This is a genomic window from Fervidobacterium pennivorans DSM 9078 (assembly GCF_000235405.2).
Taxonomy (GTDB): Bacteria; Thermotogota; Thermotogae; order Thermotogales; family Fervidobacteriaceae; genus Fervidobacterium; species Fervidobacterium pennivorans.
Genome location: NC_017095.1, coordinates 168951 through 190391 on the forward strand (window position 1 = coordinate 168951; position 21441 = coordinate 190391).

Annotated in this window: 20 protein-coding genes and 2 tRNA genes; all 22 read left to right on the top strand. The window is 41.1% G+C overall.

Features of this window, described 5'->3' with window-relative positions; translation table 11 throughout:
- Positions 1-102: 102 nt before the first annotated feature.
- The 22 genes from FERPE_RS00765 (at position 103) to FERPE_RS00870 (ending at position 21419) form a co-directional block, all read left to right on the top strand.
- Positions 103-1005: a radical SAM protein gene (locus FERPE_RS00765; RefSeq protein WP_014450779.1), complete on the top strand. Its 903-nt coding sequence runs from the start codon at positions 103-105 to the stop codon at positions 1003-1005.
- Between the two features lie 156 nt (positions 1006-1161).
- Positions 1162-2322 carry a P-loop NTPase fold protein gene (locus tag FERPE_RS00770; protein ID WP_014450780.1) on the top strand — a complete coding sequence of 387 codons (1161 nt, stop codon included), beginning with the start codon at positions 1162-1164 and terminating at the stop codon, positions 2320-2322.
- An 82-nt stretch (positions 2323-2404) separates the two neighbouring features.
- Positions 2405-3493 (top strand): transglutaminase domain-containing protein, encoded by a 1089-nt coding sequence (locus tag FERPE_RS00775; RefSeq protein ID WP_041262751.1) that lies wholly within the window; start codon positions 2405-2407, stop codon positions 3491-3493.
- A gap of 41 nt (positions 3494-3534) precedes the next feature.
- A complete protein-coding gene (locus FERPE_RS10175; RefSeq protein WP_052312830.1) occupies positions 3535-4266 on the top strand; it encodes a M48 family metallopeptidase in 732 nt (243 codons plus the stop codon).
- Between the two features lie 50 nt (positions 4267-4316).
- Positions 4317-4392: transfer RNA gene (locus tag FERPE_RS00785), tRNA-Met, on the top strand.
- Positions 4393-4421: 29 nt separating this feature from the next.
- Positions 4422-4497 (top strand) — tRNA-Thr (locus FERPE_RS00790).
- Positions 4498-4623: 126 nt separating this feature from the next.
- Positions 4624-5940 carry a GTPase ObgE gene (gene obgE, locus FERPE_RS00795; RefSeq protein ID WP_014450783.1) on the top strand — a complete coding sequence of 439 codons (1317 nt, stop codon included), beginning with the start codon at positions 4624-4626 and terminating at the stop codon, positions 5938-5940.
- The gene (gene nadD / locus FERPE_RS00800) at positions 5891-6547 is read left to right on the top strand and encodes a nicotinate (nicotinamide) nucleotide adenylyltransferase (RefSeq protein WP_041262753.1); all 657 of its coding nucleotides are present in this window, start codon (positions 5891-5893) and stop codon (positions 6545-6547) included. The genes obgE and nadD overlap by 50 nt, the downstream gene beginning before the upstream one ends.
- A complete protein-coding gene (locus FERPE_RS00805; protein WP_014450785.1) occupies positions 6548-7474 on the top strand; it encodes a tRNA dihydrouridine synthase in 927 nt (308 codons plus the stop codon).
- Between the two features lie 35 nt (positions 7475-7509).
- Positions 7510-8136 carry a histidine phosphatase family protein gene (locus tag FERPE_RS00810; RefSeq protein WP_014450786.1) on the top strand — a complete coding sequence of 209 codons (627 nt, stop codon included), beginning with the start codon at positions 7510-7512 and terminating at the stop codon, positions 8134-8136.
- A gap of 16 nt (positions 8137-8152) precedes the next feature.
- Positions 8153-8368 carry a hypothetical protein gene (locus FERPE_RS00815; protein ID WP_014450787.1) on the top strand — a complete coding sequence of 72 codons (216 nt, stop codon included), beginning with the start codon at positions 8153-8155 and terminating at the stop codon, positions 8366-8368.
- Between the two features lie 31 nt (positions 8369-8399).
- Positions 8400-9515, top strand: coding sequence for an ABC transporter ATP-binding protein (locus tag FERPE_RS00820; protein WP_014450788.1), 1116 nt, complete (start codon positions 8400-8402; stop codon positions 9513-9515).
- Positions 9512-10369: an ABC transporter permease gene (locus FERPE_RS00825; protein WP_014450789.1), complete on the top strand. Its 858-nt coding sequence runs from the start codon at positions 9512-9514 to the stop codon at positions 10367-10369. The genes FERPE_RS00820 and FERPE_RS00825 overlap by 4 nt, the downstream gene beginning before the upstream one ends.
- The gene (locus FERPE_RS00830; protein WP_014450790.1) at positions 10356-11126 is read left to right on the top strand and encodes an ABC transporter permease; all 771 of its coding nucleotides are present in this window, start codon (positions 10356-10358) and stop codon (positions 11124-11126) included. Before FERPE_RS00825 ends, FERPE_RS00830 begins: the two co-directional genes overlap by 14 nt.
- A 59-nt stretch (positions 11127-11185) precedes the next feature.
- Positions 11186-12019: a purine-nucleoside phosphorylase gene (locus FERPE_RS00835; protein WP_014450791.1), complete on the top strand. Its 834-nt coding sequence runs from the start codon at positions 11186-11188 to the stop codon at positions 12017-12019.
- Positions 12020-12053: 34 nt separating this feature from the next.
- Entirely contained in the window at positions 12054-14342 is a 2289-nt protein-coding gene (locus FERPE_RS00840; RefSeq protein ID WP_169312188.1) for a methyl-accepting chemotaxis protein, read from the top strand.
- Positions 14343-14470: 128 nt separating this feature from the next.
- Entirely contained in the window at positions 14471-15850 is a 1380-nt protein-coding gene (mnmE, locus tag FERPE_RS00845; RefSeq protein ID WP_245530457.1) for a tRNA uridine-5-carboxymethylaminomethyl(34) synthesis GTPase MnmE, read from the top strand.
- 405 nt (positions 15851-16255) lie between these two features.
- The gene (gene flhA / locus FERPE_RS00850) at positions 16256-18265 is read left to right on the top strand and encodes a flagellar biosynthesis protein FlhA (protein ID WP_052312863.1); all 2010 of its coding nucleotides are present in this window, start codon (positions 16256-16258) and stop codon (positions 18263-18265) included.
- Positions 18262-19380, top strand: coding sequence for a flagellar biosynthesis GTPase FlhF (flhF, locus tag FERPE_RS00855; protein ID WP_014450795.1), 1119 nt, complete (start codon positions 18262-18264; stop codon positions 19378-19380). Before flhA ends, flhF begins: the two co-directional genes overlap by 4 nt.
- Positions 19361-20197, top strand: coding sequence for a P-loop NTPase (locus FERPE_RS00860; RefSeq protein ID WP_014450796.1), 837 nt, complete (start codon positions 19361-19363; stop codon positions 20195-20197). Before flhF ends, FERPE_RS00860 begins: the two co-directional genes overlap by 20 nt.
- Complete coding sequence (locus FERPE_RS00865) at positions 20194-20751, top strand: PilZ domain-containing protein (protein ID WP_014450797.1); 558 nt, start codon at positions 20194-20196, stop codon at positions 20749-20751. Before FERPE_RS00860 ends, FERPE_RS00865 begins: the two co-directional genes overlap by 4 nt.
- Complete coding sequence (locus tag FERPE_RS00870) at positions 20751-21419, top strand: flagellar brake protein (RefSeq protein WP_014450798.1); 669 nt, start codon at positions 20751-20753, stop codon at positions 21417-21419. Before FERPE_RS00865 ends, FERPE_RS00870 begins: the two co-directional genes overlap by 1 nt.
- Positions 21420-21441 lie beyond the last annotated feature (22 nt).

Sequence of the window (21441 nt, forward strand, 5' to 3'; positions counted from 1 at the left end):
CTTTTTTGCGGAAAAATATGACACTATCTGCAAAATCTTGAGAAACAGTTTGATTTAGTAGTGTTTGTTGATATAATTATCACAAGGGAGTGTGGAAATTTCGTGGCATCTTACCAGGAAAAACTTTTCAACGACTCATTATCAACCTTAGCCAAAGACCTGATGGAACATCTTGAGAGATGTGACCTTTGCCCTCACCAGTGTGGGGTTAATAGGTTCGAGGGCAAAGTTGGTTTTTGCCGTGCCACAGCAGATATTGAAATAGCAAGCTATGGACCACATTTTGGGGAAGAGTCTGTTTTGGTTGGTTTTGGTGGTTCTGGAACGATATTTTTTACTCACTGCAATATGGGGTGTGTTTTTTGCCAGAATTATCACATCAGTCAGCTTGGTGAGGGGAGAAAGGTTAGCATTGAAGAACTTGCCGGGATTATGCTTACTCTCCAAAAGATGGGGTGTCACAACATCAATTTAGTCACACCTACACATTATATCCCCCAGATTGTCTCTGCGCTTGTGATTGCAGCAAAGAGTGGGTTAAGAATTCCATTAGTCTACAATTGCGGCGGGTATGAACGCAAAGAGATAATAGCTCTACTTGATGGGATCGTCGATATATACATGCCCGATTTTAAATACGGAGATGATGAAAAAGCATTGCGATATTCTAAGGTTCCGAACTATACAAAATATGCAAAAGAAGCAGTTATTGAAATGCAACGTCAGGTTGGAGACTTGGTTGTGGATGACAATGGAATAGCCCTTAGAGGATTGATAATCAGACATTTGGTGATGCCAAATAATGTGGCAGATAGCAAGAAGGTGCTTGAGTTTATTGCAAAAGAGGTATCTGGTAAGGCGTATGTAAATGTAATGGCACAGTACTATCCTACCTTTAAAGCACATCAATTTCCGGAGATTGCAAGAAGAATAACGATGGGAGAATACAAAGAAGTGCTCAAATTTGCAAGGCAAATCAGCCCAGGATTCAGATTTGCTGAATGAAGGGTGGAATGTGCGGAAATTGTTTATCCATGATGTGTCGACCCTGTCCGACGTTTGTCGAGCTTGTCGACGGTGTCGAGCGAAAAAATGTTGGCTTGCGTGGTATAATTGGTTTGAAAAGTATTTTGACGGTCGAAAATGTGTAGAGGTGAAATTATGGATGACAAGGGTATTTCTGTTCTTATTCCTCTTTTAACGGATAAGCCTTTGAGAGAATCAGATTCAGATTGGTTAGTTAATAGGCAAGAGGAGATAAGTTATCTCAATAATATTACAGCTCACTTGCCTTTTGGAATACTTGGTGTGGCTGGTGAGACTGGTATTGGAAAAACAACGGTACTCAATTTTGTGAAACCATCGCACGTATATGTTCAAACTGTCAATATTTCTCTCCGAGAGACTATGGAAAGTATTCTCTACGATTTGCTTTATTCATTAGCCTCAAAGTTGGAACACGACAATGATGTTGGTGAGGTTGCAAGAGAGTGCAAGGACTGGATTACTGAAGAGGTAGCGACTCTGAAGGGATTTTCATTGGGCTTTTCGATGCTTGGCAACACGGAAGCTAAATTTGAAAAGTCCAGAGCCCCGCGATTTAATTTCTTTGCCGCTCGCGAACGGCTCGGGTTGTTAATTGAAGAAACGGTGAATGCAAAGAGAAAATTCTTGCTGATAGTTGACGAACTGGACAAGGAAAAGAAAGAAGATGTGTTGAGAGTTATTGATGCATTGAAAACGCAGCTTCTTATCGAGAACTTAGTTGTTGTGTTCTCATTACCGTTTGCCATATACAGAGAATATGTATCTGATAGGATGCGCTGGAACGAAGCGGGGAATCTGGAGAATGTTTTTAAAGACATCGTGTTTTTAGAACCTTTGAAAGCCTTGGATATCAAAGAAATGTTGGTCAAAAGATTAGATAGATACTTGGACTTCGTTGAGCACGATGTGCTTGAGGTCGCTGCTGACTTTTCAGACGGAAATCCAAGAGATGCGCTATGGATATTATACAAAAGTGTGTACGACAACATACATGAGGATAAGCTTAGAAAGGTACATTTGTTAAATACAATCAATAAGGTTGTTAAAGAGTATATCTCAACGGGTGTTAGCTTAACTGAAAATCAGAAGAAAGCAGTTAAATTGTTGGGGGATTATTTTGGTCCAAAGGAAGGAATTTTGGAAATTCTCCAAAAGAATGGTTTCAAAAGAACAACAGCATATTCGGTTTTTGAACAGTTAGTTGAAAAAAGATTTTTGATAGTCAGAGATGGTAATTACAAAATCTCTGGGAAGTTCAAATTTGTTGATTTCTAAAAACTGTCGAGCCTGTCCAATGTGTGTCGAGTGTGTCGACGATGTCGAGCAGATGGCTTGTTTTGGGAAGGGGAACGCGTGGATGGAAGAAAGGTTTCGAATGTTTGTTCTTATTGTTTGGGTACTGCTATGTAGTATGATTTTCGCAAAAGTCTATCAAGTTTACTCAGTTGATGATATCGAGAAGGCTATAGCTACAGATATATTGAATTACGAGCAGGCAACGGTGCTTAGAGCAAAAGGGATTAACAATGCTTCAATGCTCAAGGTAATAGGTACGATAATAGAAAGCCTTCCGGAAAAGCTGTTTATTGAGCGTTGGGAGGCAAAATCACTTGAGCAGGAAGGCACAGTTGAAACAACGATTACGTATATCTATACAGAAACGGTAGCGCAGCGAAAAGTGGTTGATGAGTTCATATCCAAAAATCTACCTGTTATTGTTGGCAATGCGAAGAGTGATTTAGAGAAGGTTTTTGCAATTAACGAATGGATAAAGGCATATATCACGTACGATGAGTCTTACTCGCACAAGAGCGTCTATGAGACTTTGAAAGATAGAACCGGGGTTTGTCAAGGATATGCACTTTTGTTCTACAAGCTTGCAAAAGGAGCGGGGCTCAGCGTTTACCTTGTAAGTGGGCAGGCGAAACCTGCTGAAGCATCGGCTGATAAATTGCAACCACATGCTTGGAATATAGTAAAAGTTGAAGATAGTTGGTATTACATAGACACCACTTGGAACGATAGTACTGGCACTAATGCGTACTTTCTTTTTGGTAAAAACCAAGCACGCTATTCTCACTATCCTACAACAAAAGTTCCGGCTGCCGTTTCAACAAAGAGCTATGCAGAGAAACTCTACGAGGAGATAGTCGCCGGAAATAGCCGGTCGCTCAATTTGTTTAATTCATTGTATGGGAATTTGATAGAAAAGTACGATGATTTTGTGATATACCTAACGAATGTTCTGAAAAATAGGAACAGTAAACCTGAAGTAAAGTTCGTGTCATCTGCAAGTTTTGTGACAAGATACTTGTCGAGGGCTATGCAAGAAGCCATGTTCAAATTAAATCTAACAAGTGTAAGTTACGATTACTCGCATCTGTATCTTTTTACTTTTGAAGGAAAGGACTTTTTTATATGGACGCTAAGTTTTAGTCGCAAGTGAACGAAACTGACTTTATTTTGAATTTTTTAGGAGGAAAAAGGTTGAAGAAGCAAAATTCTGAGGTTGTAGTTTATACAATCGATGGTTTTGAATTTAAAATCGAAAAGAGCAAACGATGTTTGAAGAAAGTCTCTCTGAGGATTGATGTAGATGGGCGTGTCGTTTTGACATTTCCTTGGAGAGTTAGCGAAAAAGATGCGCTCCGATTTGTGAAAGATAATCTGCAAAAAATTAAGCCATCGGTTCAAAGGTTAAGCGAGCAACGTATGTCTATTGGCAACGACACTTTACTTTACTTTGGTGTGCCAAGAAAAATCGTCGTTGATAATTCTGTGCTCGTGCCTTTTAGCTACGACACTGACCATTTTGTACTAAACCCAAAGTATGCAGATGATGTGAATATACTTGCTCGGCGGTGGTTGATTAAGAAGGCTGAGGATTACTTACCAAAAAGGCTGACGGAACTTGCACAAAAACTTGGTGTGAGATACAAGAAGGTCCAGGTTAAGGATGTAAAATCGCGTTGGGGGAGTTGCTCTTCAAAAGGGACTATCTCGTTGAATTGGAGGTTGATAATGGCACCTTCTGAAGTGATAGACTATGTGTTAATCCATGAACTTGCACATATTGTCCATCCGAACCACAGTAAGTATTTTTGGAAGTATGTTGCAACGTTTTGCCCGGATTACAAGTTGCACAAAAGTTGGTTAAGGAAAAATGGGCAACACCTATTTAATTGGAGTGTTAAACTTGCAGGTGTGAAAGATTCTTGACACGTAATAAAGTGTATGGTAAAATCATACCGCTGTTTGAGAATATGTGTGGCGGCGTAGCTCAGTGGCTAGAGCAGATGATTCATAATCATCGTGTCGAGGGTTCGAGTCCCTCCGCCGCCACCAGATTTTTTAATTATAAACAAGCTATGCGAGCCAGCGTAGCTCAACCGGTAGAGCGACGCATTCGTAATGCGCAGGTTGAGGGTTCGAGTCCCTCCGCTGGCTCCAAAAATGAAAAAAGAGAAACTCAAGGGTGGACTCCATGGGGAGTCCTTATTTTTTTGCATTTTGAGTGTATAATATTTTCGAAGAAGCGAAAAGCTTATGTGACTGGAAGGAAGAGGTGTTAAAAGTATGGAAAAGGTTGGATTTGTTGATGTTGTCGATTTTTATGTAAAAGCCGGTAATGGCGGTAATGGTGCTGCTACGTTTAGACGAGAAAAATATGTCCCGTTCGGTGGTCCGGACGGCGGAGATGGTGGAGATGGTGGGTATGTCTTTTTGGTTGCAGACCCAACTATCTCCACACTCTATCCGTTGACCGAAAAGAGAAAGTATTTCGCTGAGAACGGAGAAAATGGTCGCAGAAAGAAGATGCATGGTAGGAATGGAAAAGATTTAATTTTGAGGGTCCCTGTTGGCACTATCGTGCGTGACTATGATACGGGTGAGATTATTGCAGACCTTGATGAGCCTGGCAAATATTGCTGTGTTGCACGCGGTGGAAAAGGAGGAAGAGGTAATACACATTTTAAATCCTCGACAAACCAAGCACCAAAGCTTGCTGAAAAAGGTGCACCTGGCGAGGAGAGACACATATTGTTGGAACTAAAATTACTTGCGGATGCGGGGTTGGTTGGTTATCCAAATGTTGGTAAGAGCTCGATAATCTCGCGTATCAGTAATTCCAAACCAAAGATAGCAAATTATCACTTCACAACGCTTGTTCCGAACCTCGGAGTCGTTGTCGTTGAAAAGCCAGAAAATTCGTTTGTGATAGCCGATATCCCGGGACTTATCAAAGGGGCAAGTCAAGGGAAAGGGCTTGGAAATGTTTTTCTAAGGCATGTGGAGCGTTGTAATTTGATTGTGCACGTTGTAGATATCGCTGGTAGTGAAGGAAGAGACCCTGTCCAGGATTATTACGACATACGCGCGGAACTGGAATTCTTCAGCCCAGAGCTTGCAAGCAAAGAAGAAATTGTTGTCGGGAATAAGGTGGATTTACTTACACAAGAAGAATTGCAGGCTAACATCGAAAGGTTCAAAAAAGAAACAGGAAAAGATGTCTTGCCCATATCTGCGGTGACAGGTTACAACCTCGATGCATTGAAATACGCTATCTGGGAGCGTATAAAGGAAAGTAGAAAGTTGCTCGCGGAGAAGATTGATATTGACAAAATCGAGTTTGTAAAGCCAGAGCCTGTGAAGATTCTGTTGCCTGAGAAGGTCGATATAACTATAACTAAGAACGATAAAGGTGAATTCGAGGTGCATAGTGAGTACATCTCGACGTATTTAGAGAAATACAAGAAGGAAGCAAAATACATGCTTGAGGATATTCTTGAAATCCTTGAAAAGAACGGCCTTGATGAAAAATTGAGGAAGGCTGGTGCGAAGGATGGAGATACTGTATGGATTGAAGGAGTTGAATTCACTTACAAAGAATGATACTGCAGTTGTCTTTGGTAGTTCGTTCAATCCACCACACGTTGGGCACGTTGTGATTTTGAATTACGCACTGAATTATTTCGATGCGGATTTTTACATTGTCCCAACAAATGTGCCACCTCACAAAAAGCTGGCAGTCCCATTTGAAAAGCGTTTCGATTGGGCAGTGAAAACATACAAAGTTTTCTCAGACACTAATAAAGCAATATTCATCACCGACATGGAAAGGCATATAGAAGGTGTAAACTATGCAATCCACAACGTTGAGTATTTTCTAAAATACTACAAGAAAGTGATACTTCTTGTTGGAGAAGATGCGCTTGGAAATATCGAAAGATGGTATAGATACGACGAATTGCTCAATAAATCAACACTTGCGGTTTATCCAAGAACACGTGATGGGAGCCTTTACAAACGTGGACGTGAGGTGCTTGGGAAACTCTACAATAGGGTGCTGGAATTGAACTTCCCGATTGTTGAGGTTTCCTCTTCGGAGATTAGAAGGTTTGTCCGGGAAGGAAAGACGATAACGGGTTTGGTACCAAAAGAGATAGAGGATGAAGTTATAGGGACTTACAAGTATGTTGAAGAAGGGGAAAGATGGTAGATGGGAACTAAGAACAATTTTCTTCCAGGAACCGTTGGATTGGCTCCCATGGCAGGAGTTACGGATTATCCGTTTAGAAAGATATGTTTTGAGCAGGGCGCAAAATTTGCATTTACTGAAATGATAAGTGCAAAGAGTGTGCTTTTGAATATCGCCGTAAATGAAAAATATTTTCCAAGAACAGATGAGAAAAATTTAGTCGGTGTACAGCTTTTTGGTTCGGACCCGTTTGAATTAGCACAAGCGGCAGCCTTAGTTGAAGAGAGAGGTCTTTGGGTTGATTTGAACGCGGGTTGTCCAGTGGCAAAGGTTGTGAAAAGAGGTGCTGGTAGTGCGTTGCTCAAGGATATTGATTTGTTGAAAAAGATTGTCCGTGAGATGAGAAGAGTTGTCAATAAGCTCAGTGTAAAAACCAGGATAGGTTGGGAAAAGAATGAGTTTGAGAAAATCTACGATGCACTTGTGAGTGAGGGTGTCGATATTATTTTCGTGCATGGTAGAACGGCAAAGCAGATGTACTCCGGGAAAGCAAAGTGGGATATCTACAATCCCGGAGCTGTTCCGCTTTACATAAGCGGGGATATATATTCGAAGGAGGATATAAAGCAGGCAATGGAGTTGTCAGGTGCGGATGGTGTAATTGTCGCAAGAGGTGCAATCGGCAATCCGTGGATATTTTCAGAAAATCAAAATCCCCCGTCGATAGATGATAAGCTCAGGGTTGTCTTACAACACATAGATTTGCTGACCGGGGAATACGGTAAACATGGGGTAATAGAGTTCAGAAAATTTGTAGCAGGCTATACCAAAGATATGCCACATGCAAGGGAATTCAGAAATAAAGTTATGAAGATTACGGATGTTAACAATTTGAAGCAAGCGTTCGTTGAGTATTTTACAAATATATCTAAACACAAACATTCATAGGTTTAGAATTTTTTTGAAAGGGGCATGGGACGAAGATGGCGTGCATCTATCTTGTTCGACATGGCAGCACAGAATGGAACGAGCGTCAATTGTGGCAAGGTGTTGTGGATACAGAACTTTCTGAAAAGGGACGCATGCAAGCAAAAGCAATCGCGTGGTTTTTAAAAGGGAAAGAAATATCAAAGATTTTCTCGAGTCCTATGAGACGTGCATTTGAGACAGCAAGGATAATAGCGCAAGAAATAGGTTATAAAAAGGATATAGTAACAGATTTTAGGTTGCGTGAATGTGAAATCAGGCTTTGGAATGGGAAGAACTTTGAGCAGGTGCTTTCAGACCATCATGACGCGTTCAATGAATGGAGAACGAATTTGTTTTCTAACGTTGAGGGGGCAGAATCGTTAGGAAGCGTTCAAGAAAGAATGTACAACTTTTTACAAGAAATTGTTGTTCACTATCCGAACGAAAATGTTATAATTGTTTCGCATGCGATAGCACTCAGGATGTTGATTGCCAAGGTGTTAGGTTTGATGCCTCCGGCACATTTGAATTTCGGTTTGGACAACGCATCTTTGAGTTGCTTGGTTGCTAAGGATGGGAACCTTAGGGTAAAGTTTTTGAATGTGACGAGTGAGGATTTTCCGCTTCTCTCTCAATTTTAAAAAAGGGGGATAATCGATGAAGCTTGTTTTAATTATCCTTGGTTTTTTATTTCTTGCATACATTGCAGTAAAGGTTTTACCACTTAAGTTAAGATACGCAAATATATTCTTTGCTCTCAGTTTGATTTTCCACATATTTGCAGCGTTTACATGGTCGTACGGGTTTATCATTTTTTCGTTTGTACTGATAATAGTATTTTTCTTGATACTCCTTTACTTGTTTGGTTTCTAAATAAAAGTCCGGTTATGGGAGTGATGAGAAGTTGCCTGGCAGCAGTGTCAGTATTGTTAATGTGGATAAATACTTTGGCGATTTCCACGTGCTGAAAAATATAAACCTTGAAATCAAGGAGAATGAGTTTTTCTCACTTCTGGGACCTTCCGGCTGTGGAAAGACTACGCTTTTACGTATCATTGCAGGACTTGAAGATGTTGATGATGGTGATGTGCTTCTTGATGGTAAGAGTATCCTTCACCTTCCCCCGAACAAAAGACCGGTCAACACGATCTTCCAAAACTATGCACTTTTTCCTCACTTAAATGTTTACGAAAATATCGCTTTCCCGCTAAGAATTAAAAAGCTTTCCGAGAGTGAAATAAAAGAAAAGGTTGAATGGTTACTTTCGCTCACTCGGCTTGAAGAACATGCGAAGAAAAAACCTGCACAACTTTCGGGTGGGCAAAAGCAGAGGGTGTCTCTTGCAAGGGCACTTGCGAATGAACCGAAGGTGCTTTTGCTTGATGAACCAGTGAGCGCACTTGATGCGAAGTTAAGACAAGAGCTGTTGATAGAACTGGATAATTTGCACGACAAAGTGGGTATTACATTTATATATGTCACGCACGACCAGGCAGAAGCTATAAGCGTTTCGGACCACGTGGCGGTTATGAACAACGGAGAGGTTGTCCAATACGGCACTCCGTACGAAATATACGAGAGCCCAGCTGATGCCTTTGTTGCAACGTTCATCGGTGAGAGCAACTTGATGAAGGGAACGGTGAAGAAGTTAATCTCAGAGACCTACGTGCTTGTGGAATTCCCCACGTTGGGTGAAATCGTTTGTTACCGTGACAAGCCCGTTGAAGTCAATGATGATGTTTTGGTGACACTGAGACCAGAGAAAATCAGGATAACCCACTCCAAACCTCAGCTACCTGAGGATTCTTTCACAAACATCTTGCACGGTGTCGTGGATGAAACGATATATATGGGTTATCAAACAAAGTATTTTGTAAGAACGGATGGTGGGTATATCCTCAGGGTCTACAAACAGCACGCAAGTTACCTGCTCGATGAGAAGATTATCCAGTGGAAAGATGAAGTGTTCCTCTACTGGAACCCTGATGACAGCTTCATCGTGGAGGTTGACAAAGGGTGAGTAGGAAAAAGCATATAAGACCGTTAAGCAGAGGTTATGAAAGCTACGGGCTTGTTTATTTGCTTTGGCTCGCAGTGTTTTTCTTAATCCCTGTGATAGTAATTCTTACGTACAGTTTCTTCGAAAGGGATTACCAAGGTGGAGTAATTTTCAAGTTCTCCCTGCAGGGTTACAAAGATATTCTCAATCCGAACTACGTTGCGGTGTTTTTGAGAACTATTTTCATTTCGCTTGTTTCTTCTGTTGTTTCCATAATTCTCGCTATTCCTGTGGCTTACTACATTGCGTTCAGTAGGTGGAAAAACATCCTCTTGCTCCTGGTGATAGTGCCATTTTGGACGAATTCGTTGATAAGGATTTACGCATGGATATTTATCCTTGGAAATAACGGTCTTGTTAACCAGTTTTTGATAAAAATGGGGTTCACGGAGTCTTATGTTCAGTTTATCTACAACAACTTCGCTGTTGTGCTTGTGCTTGTTTATACGTATCTACCGTTTGCCATCTTGCCACTTTATTCGGCAATAGAAAGGCTCGAGAAGAACATCTTTGAAGCGGCGATGGATTTGGGTTGCACAAAAAGGCAGGTATTTTTCAGGGTTTTGCTACCGAACATAAGGCAAGGGATAATCTCGGCTTTTGTGTTTGTTTTTATACCTGCGATAGGTACTTACGCGGTACCGGAATTGGTAGGTGGAAAGAACTCAAGGTTGATTGGTAACGAAATTGCAAGGCTTCTAACTACGGCAAGGAATTGGCCCGCCGCAGCGGCTATATCCTCCGTTTTGCTTGCGATTACGATAATTGCAGTGATTGTCTTTATGTTTGGTGGTGAGAAACGTGAAGCCAGGTAAATTTGCATTTACAATGATTCTGATTGTGCTACTCTTTTTCTACATCCCCATATTTATCGTTGTACTCTTTTCGTTCAATTCTTCGAAATCTCCTGTATGGACAGGTTTCAGTTTGAAATGGTACGAAAAGCTTTTCACATCATCTGCCCACATCTGGCGAACGTTTATGAACTCCATTATCGTTGGTATCAGTTCAAGCTTCGTAAGTGTTATTTTGGGGACGTTCGGTGCGGTTGCTATGTATATGGGGGCTAAAAAATTCAAAAAACTCATGTGGACAACGACGTATATTCCCTTTATCATCCCAGACATCATTATCGGTGTATCTTTGCTAATCTTTTTCACAACGATACACCTTAGGCTCAGTTTGCTTACGATATTCATAGCGCATGTGACGTTCTCTATTCCTTACACGATGATGATTATCCTCACAAGGCTCCAAGACTTCGATAAGTCTATAATCGAAGCGGCATACGACTTGGGTGCCACAAGGCCTATCGCACTTTGGAAAGTGATTATACCGATAGCGCTCCCCGGGATTGTTGCCGCGTTCTTCATGGCGTTTACCCTTTCAATAGATGATTTTGTCATCACATTCTTCGTTGCAGGACCAAGCTCGACAACCTTGCCGTTGCAGATATTCTCTATGGTAAGATTTGGCATTTCTCCGGTGATTAATGCGATTTCTACCCTTTTGCTCGTTGGAACGATTTTCATAAGTATTTTGCTTAGAAAGTATGTGCGTTATATAATATAAATTGGTTCACAGGATGTAAACTCTCAAAAGTTTTGAAAACGGAAACGGAGGTGTGAGGGATGGTTCAGGATATCAAAACATACGTTGAAAGGGTTAAAAAAGCTGCAGAGTTTATCAAGTCCAAGATTACGGAAACTCCTGAGGTTTGTATAGTGCTAGGTTCTGGTCTCCATGGAATTGCCGAAATTGTTGAAAACCCGATTAGAATACCTTACAAAGAAATTCCCGAGTTTCCGGTTTCAACAGCTCCAGGTCACAAAGGAGAATTGATTTTTGGAAAGATTTCAGGAAAATATGTGGCACTTATGAACGGAAGGTTCCACTATTACGAAGGTTACCACATGAGGGATGTTACGTTCGGTGTGAGGGTCATGCAAGAACTTGGCGTTAAATACTTGTTCTTAACGAACGCAGCAGGTGGGCTTAACCCTGATTTTGAAGTAGGAAGACCAATGATTATCAGTGACCATATCAATATGATGGGTGACAATCCACTTATCGGACCAAACGTAGAAGAATGGGGTCCGAGATTCCCAGATATGTCTAATGCTTACGACAAAGAACTCAGGGCAATTGCGAAAAAGGTTGCTGAAGAACTCAACATCCCAGTTTACGAAGGTGTTTATGTTGCCGTTGCAGGTCCAAATTTCGAAACCCCTGCTGAATTGAGAATGCTCAGATGGATGGGGGCAGATGCAGTTGGTATGTCTACGGTTCCAGAAGTCATCGCGGCAGCTCACAGGGGAACAAAAGTGCTCGCTATCTCGGCGATAACTGACAGAGCTGTCCCGGATGATTTGAAACCGCTCACAGCAGAAGAAGTCCTTGAAGTTGCACACAGAACAGGACAACTGATTGCAAAGATTATGATAAAAGTGTTGGAAAGAATCTAACCTTTAAACTGCGGCGATAATGCTGGTGAAAAGTATGTCTATTCGAACTAGACTTCTTTTGTTGGCGATATTACTGGTATCGGTTCCACTAACAATCTCTGTTCTCTTCACCGTAATAAATCTATCAAGAGAGAGTGCACGAATTGAGAACGAGGTTAAACAGCAATTGGGTGACCCAAAGGTCATTTTCAAAGATTTCTTTGAGACTTTCTCAAAACAGCTGGAAGAACACATCAGTGCATACAACGAAAAGCTGGTTTCCGCTGTTGAGAAGCAGAAGGAAAGCGTTCAGAAAGCATTTGAAGAAGTATACCTTGGGGCGCTTGAAAAAGAGGCAAACTCTATAAAAAATGTGGTTGAGAACCTCATAAAGGACAAAGTGAGTACAATAGAGAATCTTTCAAAGGTGGCTGCTGCTTCAAAAGATGTGGTGAATGCAGCAGCCGAAAAGAATTTAGGCTTGGCTGAGAAAAGAAGCCTACTACTCAACTATGTGGAACGTGCGTTGTTTGATTACATCTCGCTCTGGACGATAGAGGATTCTGAGCCAAGGTTGAAGATAAGGCCATTTGTAAACCTTGGGTCGAAATACCTTGTTGAATACGCTTATTCACTTGCACCCGGTGTGGACGCAACTGCATATAAAGACCTTGAATTTGCAAATGAACTCACTGAAAGAACAAAGAAAATTCTGGACTCGCCTTCTGCTTATTCAGAATCGTTCGTATTTAAAGGTAATAAGGGAATATACTTTATTGCTATTAACCCTGTCATGCACCCGCAGTTGGGAAATACAGTCACAGGTTTTATAATAGCGGCGGGAAGACTTGCAGATAACTTTTTGGACGATATCAAAAGGCTTACGAATGCTGATTTGACAATATACATCGATGGAAGAGCTTATGCAACGACAAAAGTGGATGAAACTGGAGAAAGAACACTGAATGCTACAGAGCCTGCGGAAGAGAAATACATGTTCAAAGTAGGTGATGAAGAGTACCTTGCAATTAAGAGCGATTTGAACGTAGCTGGTGAGTCTTTGGGTAAGCTCGAGGTTGCCATCAAAAAAGAAACAGTGAATGCACAAATTGAGATACCACAACCAGAAAAGTTCCAGATGCCGGAGATTAAGATGCCTGAAATAAATGTAAGTGTTGATTTGAACCTGACAAGGTTAGTTGTAATTAATCTGATTGTTGGAATGGTTATTCTTGCGATTGCGCTCGTTGTTTCGGTACCTATGATCAACAGCATTTCAAAAGAGATTGTCAGGTCTTCCGAGATTATTGAACGATTCTCAAACGGCGAGCTCGTATCGTTTGATGTAAAGACGTTTGGTGAATTTGAAAGAGTTATCAACTCGCTGAAACGACTTTCCGAAAACCTACGTGATTATGCTGAGGATATGAAGGAAAGCTCCAAGGAGTTGACAAGTGAAATTGCGCAAGTAACAATGATAAAGGATACTCTGGAAAACTCCGTCTCGAGGTTCAGCGAGTTCGTTGATAGGTACATAACTGAGGTTGAGGATGTCAAGTCAAAAATCATGATGCTTCAGCAAACAGTGGAGTCATCTATGGAAAGTAACGAAAATCTGTCGCAGCAACTTTCGGAATTGTTGAAAGATATAGAAAGTGCGCAAGCAGAGATTTTGAAAAATGTAGCATTGATAGAAGATATGAACGAGTCGGTCAATGCGAACGTAGAGGTTTTCGAGAAGTTTAGCACCGCCGTTAGAAAAACGATAGAAAAGTTCGCATCTATCAAGGAGTCTATTGCAAAAATCCAGAACGTTGCGTCGCAAACGAACCTGCTTGCTTTGAACGCAGCGATTGAAGCAGCAAGAGCAGGAGAAGCCGGTAGAGGATTTGCTGTTGTTGCCGACGAGGTTATGAAACTGTCCGTGGAGATCAATAATCTTTCCAAAAACCTTGTTAGAGAAGTTGACACATACACAAATGACCTCAAGGAACTCGACCAGCTCTATGAAACTTCTGGTGAGAAGTTCAGAAAACTACAGCAAGCAAAAGAAGAATTTTCAACGAATTACTACACGGTTATTGAAAAGGTTCAAAACATCGGTGTTCTAAGCGCTCAGGTAGGTATTCAGATACAAGAAAACAACACTACGTTCTCGCAAATAGAGTCATTGATGGATGATGTATCAAGTTCGGTTATGTCATCTTCAGAACAACTGCAGCGATTCAATAAAGAGTTCAAGCAGATTACGAGGGTGTTTGAGCAGTTGAGTGAAAGTACAGGAAAGTTGAAAGAGATAGCAAAGAAGATGGAGAATATCTCGGAATGGTTCAAGGTAGGCTAGTAAAGACATTTTGGAAAGATAGAGGGTGGCTCGAAAGAGCCACCTTTTTCGTGAATATGTTTCATGGTATAATTGAAAATAGATTTTTCTATTGTGATACTTTGACAGGAGAGTGTAAAATGGTAGAGATGGAAAGAGTGGAAGAGCTCAAGATGCTAGAAAATGACGGTAATACTCGTGATACGATTGTTGCAATCGCAACACCGCCGGGTGTAGGAGCTATCGGTATTGTAAGAGCTTCTGGACCTCATTCTTGGCGAATTTTGGAGGAATGTGTGCGAAAGGATATTGGTACTGAAAGGAAAGTTAGATACGGTAACTTCTACGATAGTGATGGAAATATTATAGATGAGGTGCTCTTTGTCGGGTTCAAGGCGCCTAGAAGTTACACAGGGGAAGATATGGTGGAAGTCTACTGCCACGGAGGGATACTTGTAACTCAAAAGATTTTGGAAGAGTTCATAAAAAAAGGGGCAAGGCTTGCTAGGAACGGAGAATTTACAAGAAGAGCGTTTCTGAATGGAAAGATAGACCTAATCAAAGCGGAAGCAATTTTGCAAATAATAGAAGCAAAGAGTGAAGAGAGTTTGAAATTGGCTATCGATAACTTGAAGGGTAAGTTGTCTGGAGAAGTATCGGCAATAAGAAAGATGCTGATAGATGTACTTTCGAAGATAGAGGTAACGATAGACTACGGGGACGATATTGAAATCCCTAGAGAAGAGATTGTTCGTGATATTGAGAACGCCGTTCAGTTCTTGTCAGAAAAACTAGCGCATGCGGATAAGGGAATTCATATCACCACAGGGGTCACACTTGCTATTGTTGGAAAGCCAAACGTGGGCAAAAGCACACTATTGAACAGGTTGCTTGTGGAAGATAGGGCGATTGTTACGGATATCCCTGGCACAACGAGAGATGTTATAAAGGGTGAAATCAAGATTCGTGGTATACATTTCGTTATATCCGACACAGCAGGGATAAGGGAAACGGAAGATGTGGTTGAAAAGATAGGAATCGAAAGGGCGATACGGGAAGCGAGTCAAGCTGATGTTGTGCTGTTTTTACTTGATGCAACTACAGGATTTACAAAAGAAGATGAGTATATTTTGAATATCATAAAGGATAGCAACTTTATAGCAGTTTGGAACAAGACCGATATCGGGAATAAATTCTCGAAAGTTTCAAAAGATGGGGATGATGTTTATATTAGTGCTTCCACAGGCAAAGGGTTGAGAACTCTGGAGAATAAAATCATCGAACGTGCAAGACCTTTGATAGAGGATGGTCAATTGTCCCATGTGACCACAAGAAGACAACTCGAGCATTTGAAAATAGTCTATCAGCATTTGAAAAAAGCTTTGAAATCGCTCAGTGGTGGGTATCCGGTAGATATCGTCTCAATCGATATTCAAAACGCGCTATCTGAGCTTGATAAACTTCTTGGAACGAATTTCACAGATGACTTGTTGGATAATATCTTTGCTAACTTCTGTGTTGGAAAATAAAAGGTTAAAAAAAAGCGGGCCTTTTTCGCCCGCATAAAGCCGTGGGGGGTGTATCTCAAGGGGGATAGGGGGTTCTCTGAGTAAAGTGTACCATAGGTTGAATTAGTTTGTGTTAAATTATTAGTCACTTTAAGTATAATATTGCAGAACAAACTTGTTACAGAATACTTTCGAAAATCGAATTTCTTTTTCTCGTCCTCTATTATATTTGACCACGGAAATTTGAAATCGTTCAAAGGATTTTTGGAAATTTTTAGAAAATTTAAAATACGGCTTGGATAAACAAAGTTTTAAGCTTTAAGCTTTAATTTAGAAGGAAACAGCCGGAAGCTCTCGATTAATAGAGGTGATAAGGTGAAAGCAGATGTTGCAGTAGCGTTGCTTATTGTTGCCATTGTGCTTTTGATGATAATACCGATTCCCGATTTTTTGCTGGATTTTTTCCAATTACTTAATATATCAATATCTTTAGTTATTCTCTTCTCAACAATGTACATCACCCATGCACTTGAGCTTGCTTCTTTTCCAACATTGCTATTGATTGTGACGATATTCCGGTTGGCTTTGAATGTCGCTTCAACAAGGGCTATCTTGCTGGAAGGTCCGAAGTTTCAGGGAAAGGTTATCCAAACGTTCGGTAATTTTGTCGTTGGTGGAAATTATGTTGTTGGTATCGTTGTGTTTTTGATACTTGTGATAATTCAGTTTATTGTTATCACACGTGGTTCTGAGAGGATTGCTGAAGTTGCTGCAAGGTTCACGCTCGATGCTATGCCGGGAAAACAGATGAGTGTTGATGCGGATTTGAACGCTGGATTGATAACGGAAGAAGAAGCGAGAAGACGCAGAGAAGAAATAAGACGCGAAGCGGATTTTTACGGTGCGATGGACGGTGCCTCGAAATTTGTCCGAGGAGATGCGATAGCGAGTATAATTATAACGTTAGTTAATAGCATTGGTGGTATAATAATTGGTGTGTTAATGCACAGGTTAGGGTTCGGAGAGGCGGCGAGAACGTTTTTGCTTTACACGGTTGGAGATGGACTGGTATCGCAGATACCTGCGCTGATGGTATCGACTGCTACCGGTATTATTGTTTCAAGAAGCGCTACGAAAGATAATCTTGGAGCAGAGCTGATAAAAGAGCTTTCCGGTGAGAAGAAAGTCATCGTACTCACAGGCGTTGTGATTATACTTCTTGGATTGTTTACCCCGCTTCCAACGTTCACAAGCTTGCTCATAGGTGGCATGTTTTTGGTCGTTGGAATCATGATAAGAGAAGAAGTACAGCCACAAGTGCAACCGGGTGTAGCAGGTGCTCCAGGCGTAGCAGGTGGACCACCAAGTGGTGTGCCCACAGGTCCTGTACTTTCAACTCCTGAGGAAGTGGCAGAGGTATTGCAGGCGGATACTGTTGAAATAAACATCGGATACGGGCTTTTGCCGTTGGCTGACTTATCTCAAGGCGGGGATATGCTAGAACGTTTGACGATGATACGTAGGCAACTTGCTCAAGAATTAGGTCTTGTTCTTTCACCTATAAGGGTCAGGGATAGCGTCTTACTAAAGCCAAACGAATACGCGATCTATATACGTGGTGCAGAAGTTGCAAGGTATGAGCTCTTTCCAAACAGGTTGCTTGCAATAAACCCAGGTTTCATTACCGAACGCATACCGGGTATAGAGGTCAAAGAACCGGCTTTTGGGTTGCAAGCGTTTTGGATAGATGAGTCTAAGAAAGAGGAAGCAATTCAGAAAGGTTACACGGTCGTTGACCCACCAACGGTCTTCGCCACGCACGTAACTGAAATCCTACGAAAGTATGCACCTGAATTACTTGGCAATAGAGAATTCCAGCTTCTTGTCGATGGTTTGAGGAACAAATTTGATAGACTGGTGGACGATGTCTTTAATGTTGTGAAGCCCACGGTAGTAAAAAAGGTTTTACAAGAGTTGCTGCGCGAAGGTGTGTCGATAAGGAATTTGCCATTCATTTTTGAACTTATTCTTGACAACGCTGAAAAGGCTAGGGATGTTGAAAGTTTAGTGGAATACGTAAGAAGGGGACTGAAGAGGCAGATTGCAAGCAAGCTGATGAGCCAAGACAAGCAAATTCATGCAGTTGCGCTCGATAGTGAATTAGAGAGAATTCTTACCGAATCGATTTCGGAAAGCGATGAAGGTAGATATCTAAGTGTCAACCCACAAATTATGAGGGAAATTATAGAGAAGATTTCCCAGGAATTGGAACAACTCATGAGGAAAGGTTATTCACCAATTCTCGTAGTCTCTGGTGCTATTCGCCCTTACCTTGCAAGAATGGTGCTCAGGTTCATACCAGGTATTACGGTTATAGCATTTGAAGAGGTTCCTGAGGATGTTAACCTTTCAATCGAGGGTGTGGTGAGGGTATGATTGTAAAAAAGTATCTGGTGACTGACATCAAAGAAGCTTTCGAAAAGATAAGAGTCGAGCTGGGAAAAGATGCGGTTATATTAAGCACACGAAAGGTAAAAAAAGGCGGTTTCCTTGGGATAGGCGCCAAGACTTATCTTGAAGTAACGGCAGCAGTTGAGGAAAAGAAAGTGCCACAGACCGAGGAGAAGGGGCAGATTTACAAACTTCAGGAGATACTCTCTAAAACAAAACAACCACAGCAATCTTCAGAAGATTTGACTGAGCTTAAGAGAATGATGATGGAATTGAAATCGATGGTCGCAACACAAAGGGCGAACGAACCACAGTGGGTGCAAGATTTGAGAAAAGCATTAGAAAAGCAAGATATCGACGACGAGATTGCAGAAAAGGTTATAGAGTATGCCAGAGTTAAGTATCAGGAACTCGATTTCAGCAACGAAAACACTAGGCTAATACTTTCTGAAATGTTTCTTCCTTTTTTAAACACATCCGTGCCTGATGTAAAAGGAAAGGTTCTTTTTGTTGGGCCGACAGGTGTTGGTAAAACCACCACTTTAGCAAAATTGGCTGCGAAATTGAAGCTCAATGACCACAAACGTGTAGGGATTATTACACTTGACACTTACAGAATAGCCGCAGTTGACCAGTTAAAGACGTACGCGATGCTTCTGGATGTACCTATCAGAGTGGCTTACACACCAAAGGAGGCAAAGTTAGAGGTTGAGGCGCTATCTGACTACGATGTTATCCTCATCGATTCAGCAGGTAGGAGTCAGAAAAACGAGCTGCATATGACGGAAATAAAAGCAATGGCTGAGGTTGTTGACCCAGACCTCGTCTTCTTGATAGTAGGTATGCAATACAGGTCAGAGGATGTCAAGGAAATAACTAGTAGGTTCTCAATAGTTTCGCCTACGCATGTTGTACTTTCGAAGATGGATGAAACCTCTTCTTATGGACATTTTGTCAATGTTCCTACGTTCTTAAATGTTCCAATAGCGTATATAACGAATGGACAACGTGTGCCAGACGATATAATGGAAGCGAATAGTAGAGAGTTAGCTGTTCTTCTAGCACGTGAGGTGTTGAAAGATGCAAGATCAAGCAAGTAACCTTAAAAGTAGCGATATTGTAGCTGTCATAAGTGGAAAAGGTGGCGTCGGAAAGACACTTGTCGCAACGAATTTGGCAGCGGTAATTGCTGAAAATGGTAAGAAGGTCTTGCTACTCGACGCGGATGTAGGTTTTACTAACGCCGATATATTACTTGGAGTTTATCCAAAACACTCTATAAAAGATTTTGTGAACCACAAGTGCGATGTTCAAGAATTGATAACACCGACAAGTTATGGTGTAGACCTTATCTCCTTGGGTGGTGATGTGTCGGACCTGCTTGCGATGAATGAGTTTGTTATCAAAGACTTTGCGACAAGTTTTCTGAAACTTCTTGAAAATTACGATATCGTCTTTATGGATATGCCACCGGGATTTTCAAATTCGTATATGCCATTTTTAGCTCTGGTTGATAAATTTATTGTTCTTACCACGCCAGAACCAACGTCTGTTGTTAACACTTATACGATGGTAAAGTTACTTAGCATAAAGGGAATAAAAGGTGAGGATATACACATTGTGGCGAATATGGTTCAAAATACAAAAGAAGCGGAAAGTCTCATGGAACGTTTTTCCGAAGTCGTCGAAAAATTCATTGGGAACAAGGTTTCGTCAGTTACTATGATAAAAGAACACCCACTTGTGGTAAAAAGCATTCATGACCGTCAGCTGTTTGCTTTAAAGTACAGAAGTATACAACCATCGTTTTCAATTATGCGTATAGCTTCATATTTATTGAGAAGTGAAGTGAAAAAAATACAGGAAGATACGTTGATTCAAAAGTTTTTGAGGTTCTTCAGGGGTGATAATAAGTGACGCTGGAAGAATATGTGAATGCTAATTTAGCGGGGGCGGTGCTCAGAGGTTTTTCAAAGGACGGAGAATTGCTTGTAAGGTTGAAGGAATTAAAAGGGAAAAGCATAAAGGTATCTTTTCTTTCTTTTGCATCGGTACCAGAAGTTTTGAGGGTGGATATACCCATAGAAGGTTTTGTACTTTCAGTTATAGGCAAATTATCAGGTCACGATGAAGGAATATATGAATATGTGGCTTTAGAAAAAGCAGGAATTTTACAAAGGCGTTCAAAACCGCGTTACGCAGCTTTTGAAGCGTGTTCAATATATGGTTTTAATTCTTTGATTATTGATGTTTCGGAAAACGGTTGTCAGGTGATTTCTGAGTTCAAGCCAAAAGTCAGAGAAAATGTCGAACTTAAACTCAAAGGTAACAATGACAAAACTATCGAAGGGAATGTGATGTGGTCGGTTGAAGAAGAAGAATGCTATCGATACGGTATTTACATTCCAAATCCTGATGCCTTTTGGGTGCAGCTTGTTGAAAAATACAAAAGTATAGGAGAGGTAATCTGATGGCATACGTGGAATTGATCAACGCTGAAAAGGCTTTAAAAATAGGGCTACCAGCGTTGGTAAGGATAACAATGGTAAAAGAACTCGAAGGTGAATACAAAAGCAACGTTGTTGATATAGATTTAGCGAGGCGCATCCTATTTCTTTCGATTCCTTCTTATAAGGGTAGATTTATACCTATACCCAAAGGCGTTCGTATGACGGTCAACTTATTTGACCGGTCTTCGATTTATGAATTTGATACCGTTTCTCTTGGGGTTATTAAGCGTGACAATATCTATGTTATACCTGTTCCATTCCCTGAAACCGTGCGAAAAACGGAAAGAAGAAAGTTCGTTAGGATACCTCTTTACCTGGAAGGGCGGTTCTATCTCTCGGATGAAGCAGATGCCGAGTCTTACGCGTTTACCACACGTAACATTAGTGCTGGCGGGATGCTGATGGTGACGAAGAAATATTTGAAGATGGGCGATATAATATATGTCGATTTAAAGCTTGACAACGAGCTCTCGTTGAACAAACAGAAATCTAAGATTGTCCGACAAGACGAGCAGACGGATGAGGGATTTATGTACGGTGTCCAGTTCCTCGACGTGCCACCTTCTCTGGAAAAGGCGCTTGTGAAGTTCATATTCCAGAAAGAAATTAAGATGAAGGCTGTCAAATAATAAGTAGGCTTGAAAGGAGGAA

What these genes read in the sequence shown, in the direction of transcription:
- FERPE_RS00770 (WP_014450780.1), top strand. Translation starts at nt 1,162, where the DNA reads ATGGATGACAAGGGTATTTCTGTTCTTATTCCTCTTTTAACGGATAAG.
- FERPE_RS00775 (WP_041262751.1), top strand. Translation starts at nt 2,405, where the DNA reads ATGGAAGAAAGGTTTCGAATGTTTGTTCTTATTGTTTGGGTACTGCTA.
- obgE (WP_014450783.1), top strand. Translation starts at nt 4,624, where the DNA reads ATGGAAAAGGTTGGATTTGTTGATGTTGTCGATTTTTATGTAAAAGCC.
- nadD (WP_041262753.1), top strand. Translation starts at nt 5,891, where the DNA reads ATGGAGATACTGTATGGATTGAAGGAGTTGAATTCACTTACAAAGAAT.
- FERPE_RS00805 (WP_014450785.1), top strand. Translation starts at nt 6,548, where the DNA reads ATGGGAACTAAGAACAATTTTCTTCCAGGAACCGTTGGATTGGCTCCC.
- FERPE_RS00810 (WP_014450786.1), top strand. Translation starts at nt 7,510, where the DNA reads ATGGCGTGCATCTATCTTGTTCGACATGGCAGCACAGAATGGAACGAG.
- FERPE_RS00815 (WP_014450787.1), top strand. Translation starts at nt 8,153, where the DNA reads ATGAAGCTTGTTTTAATTATCCTTGGTTTTTTATTTCTTGCATACATT.
- FERPE_RS00835 (WP_014450791.1), top strand. Translation starts at nt 11,186, where the DNA reads ATGGTTCAGGATATCAAAACATACGTTGAAAGGGTTAAAAAAGCTGCA.
- FERPE_RS00840 (WP_169312188.1), top strand. Translation starts at nt 12,054, where the DNA reads ATGTCTATTCGAACTAGACTTCTTTTGTTGGCGATATTACTGGTATCG.
- mnmE (WP_245530457.1), top strand. Translation starts at nt 14,471, where the DNA reads ATGGAAAGAGTGGAAGAGCTCAAGATGCTAGAAAATGACGGTAATACT.
- flhA (WP_052312863.1), top strand. Translation starts at nt 16,256, where the DNA reads ATGATAATACCGATTCCCGATTTTTTGCTGGATTTTTTCCAATTACTT.
- flhF (WP_014450795.1), top strand. Translation starts at nt 18,262, where the DNA reads ATGATTGTAAAAAAGTATCTGGTGACTGACATCAAAGAAGCTTTCGAA.
- FERPE_RS00860 (WP_014450796.1), top strand. Translation starts at nt 19,361, where the DNA reads ATGCAAGATCAAGCAAGTAACCTTAAAAGTAGCGATATTGTAGCTGTC.
- FERPE_RS00870 (WP_014450798.1), top strand. Translation starts at nt 20,751, where the DNA reads ATGGCATACGTGGAATTGATCAACGCTGAAAAGGCTTTAAAAATAGGG.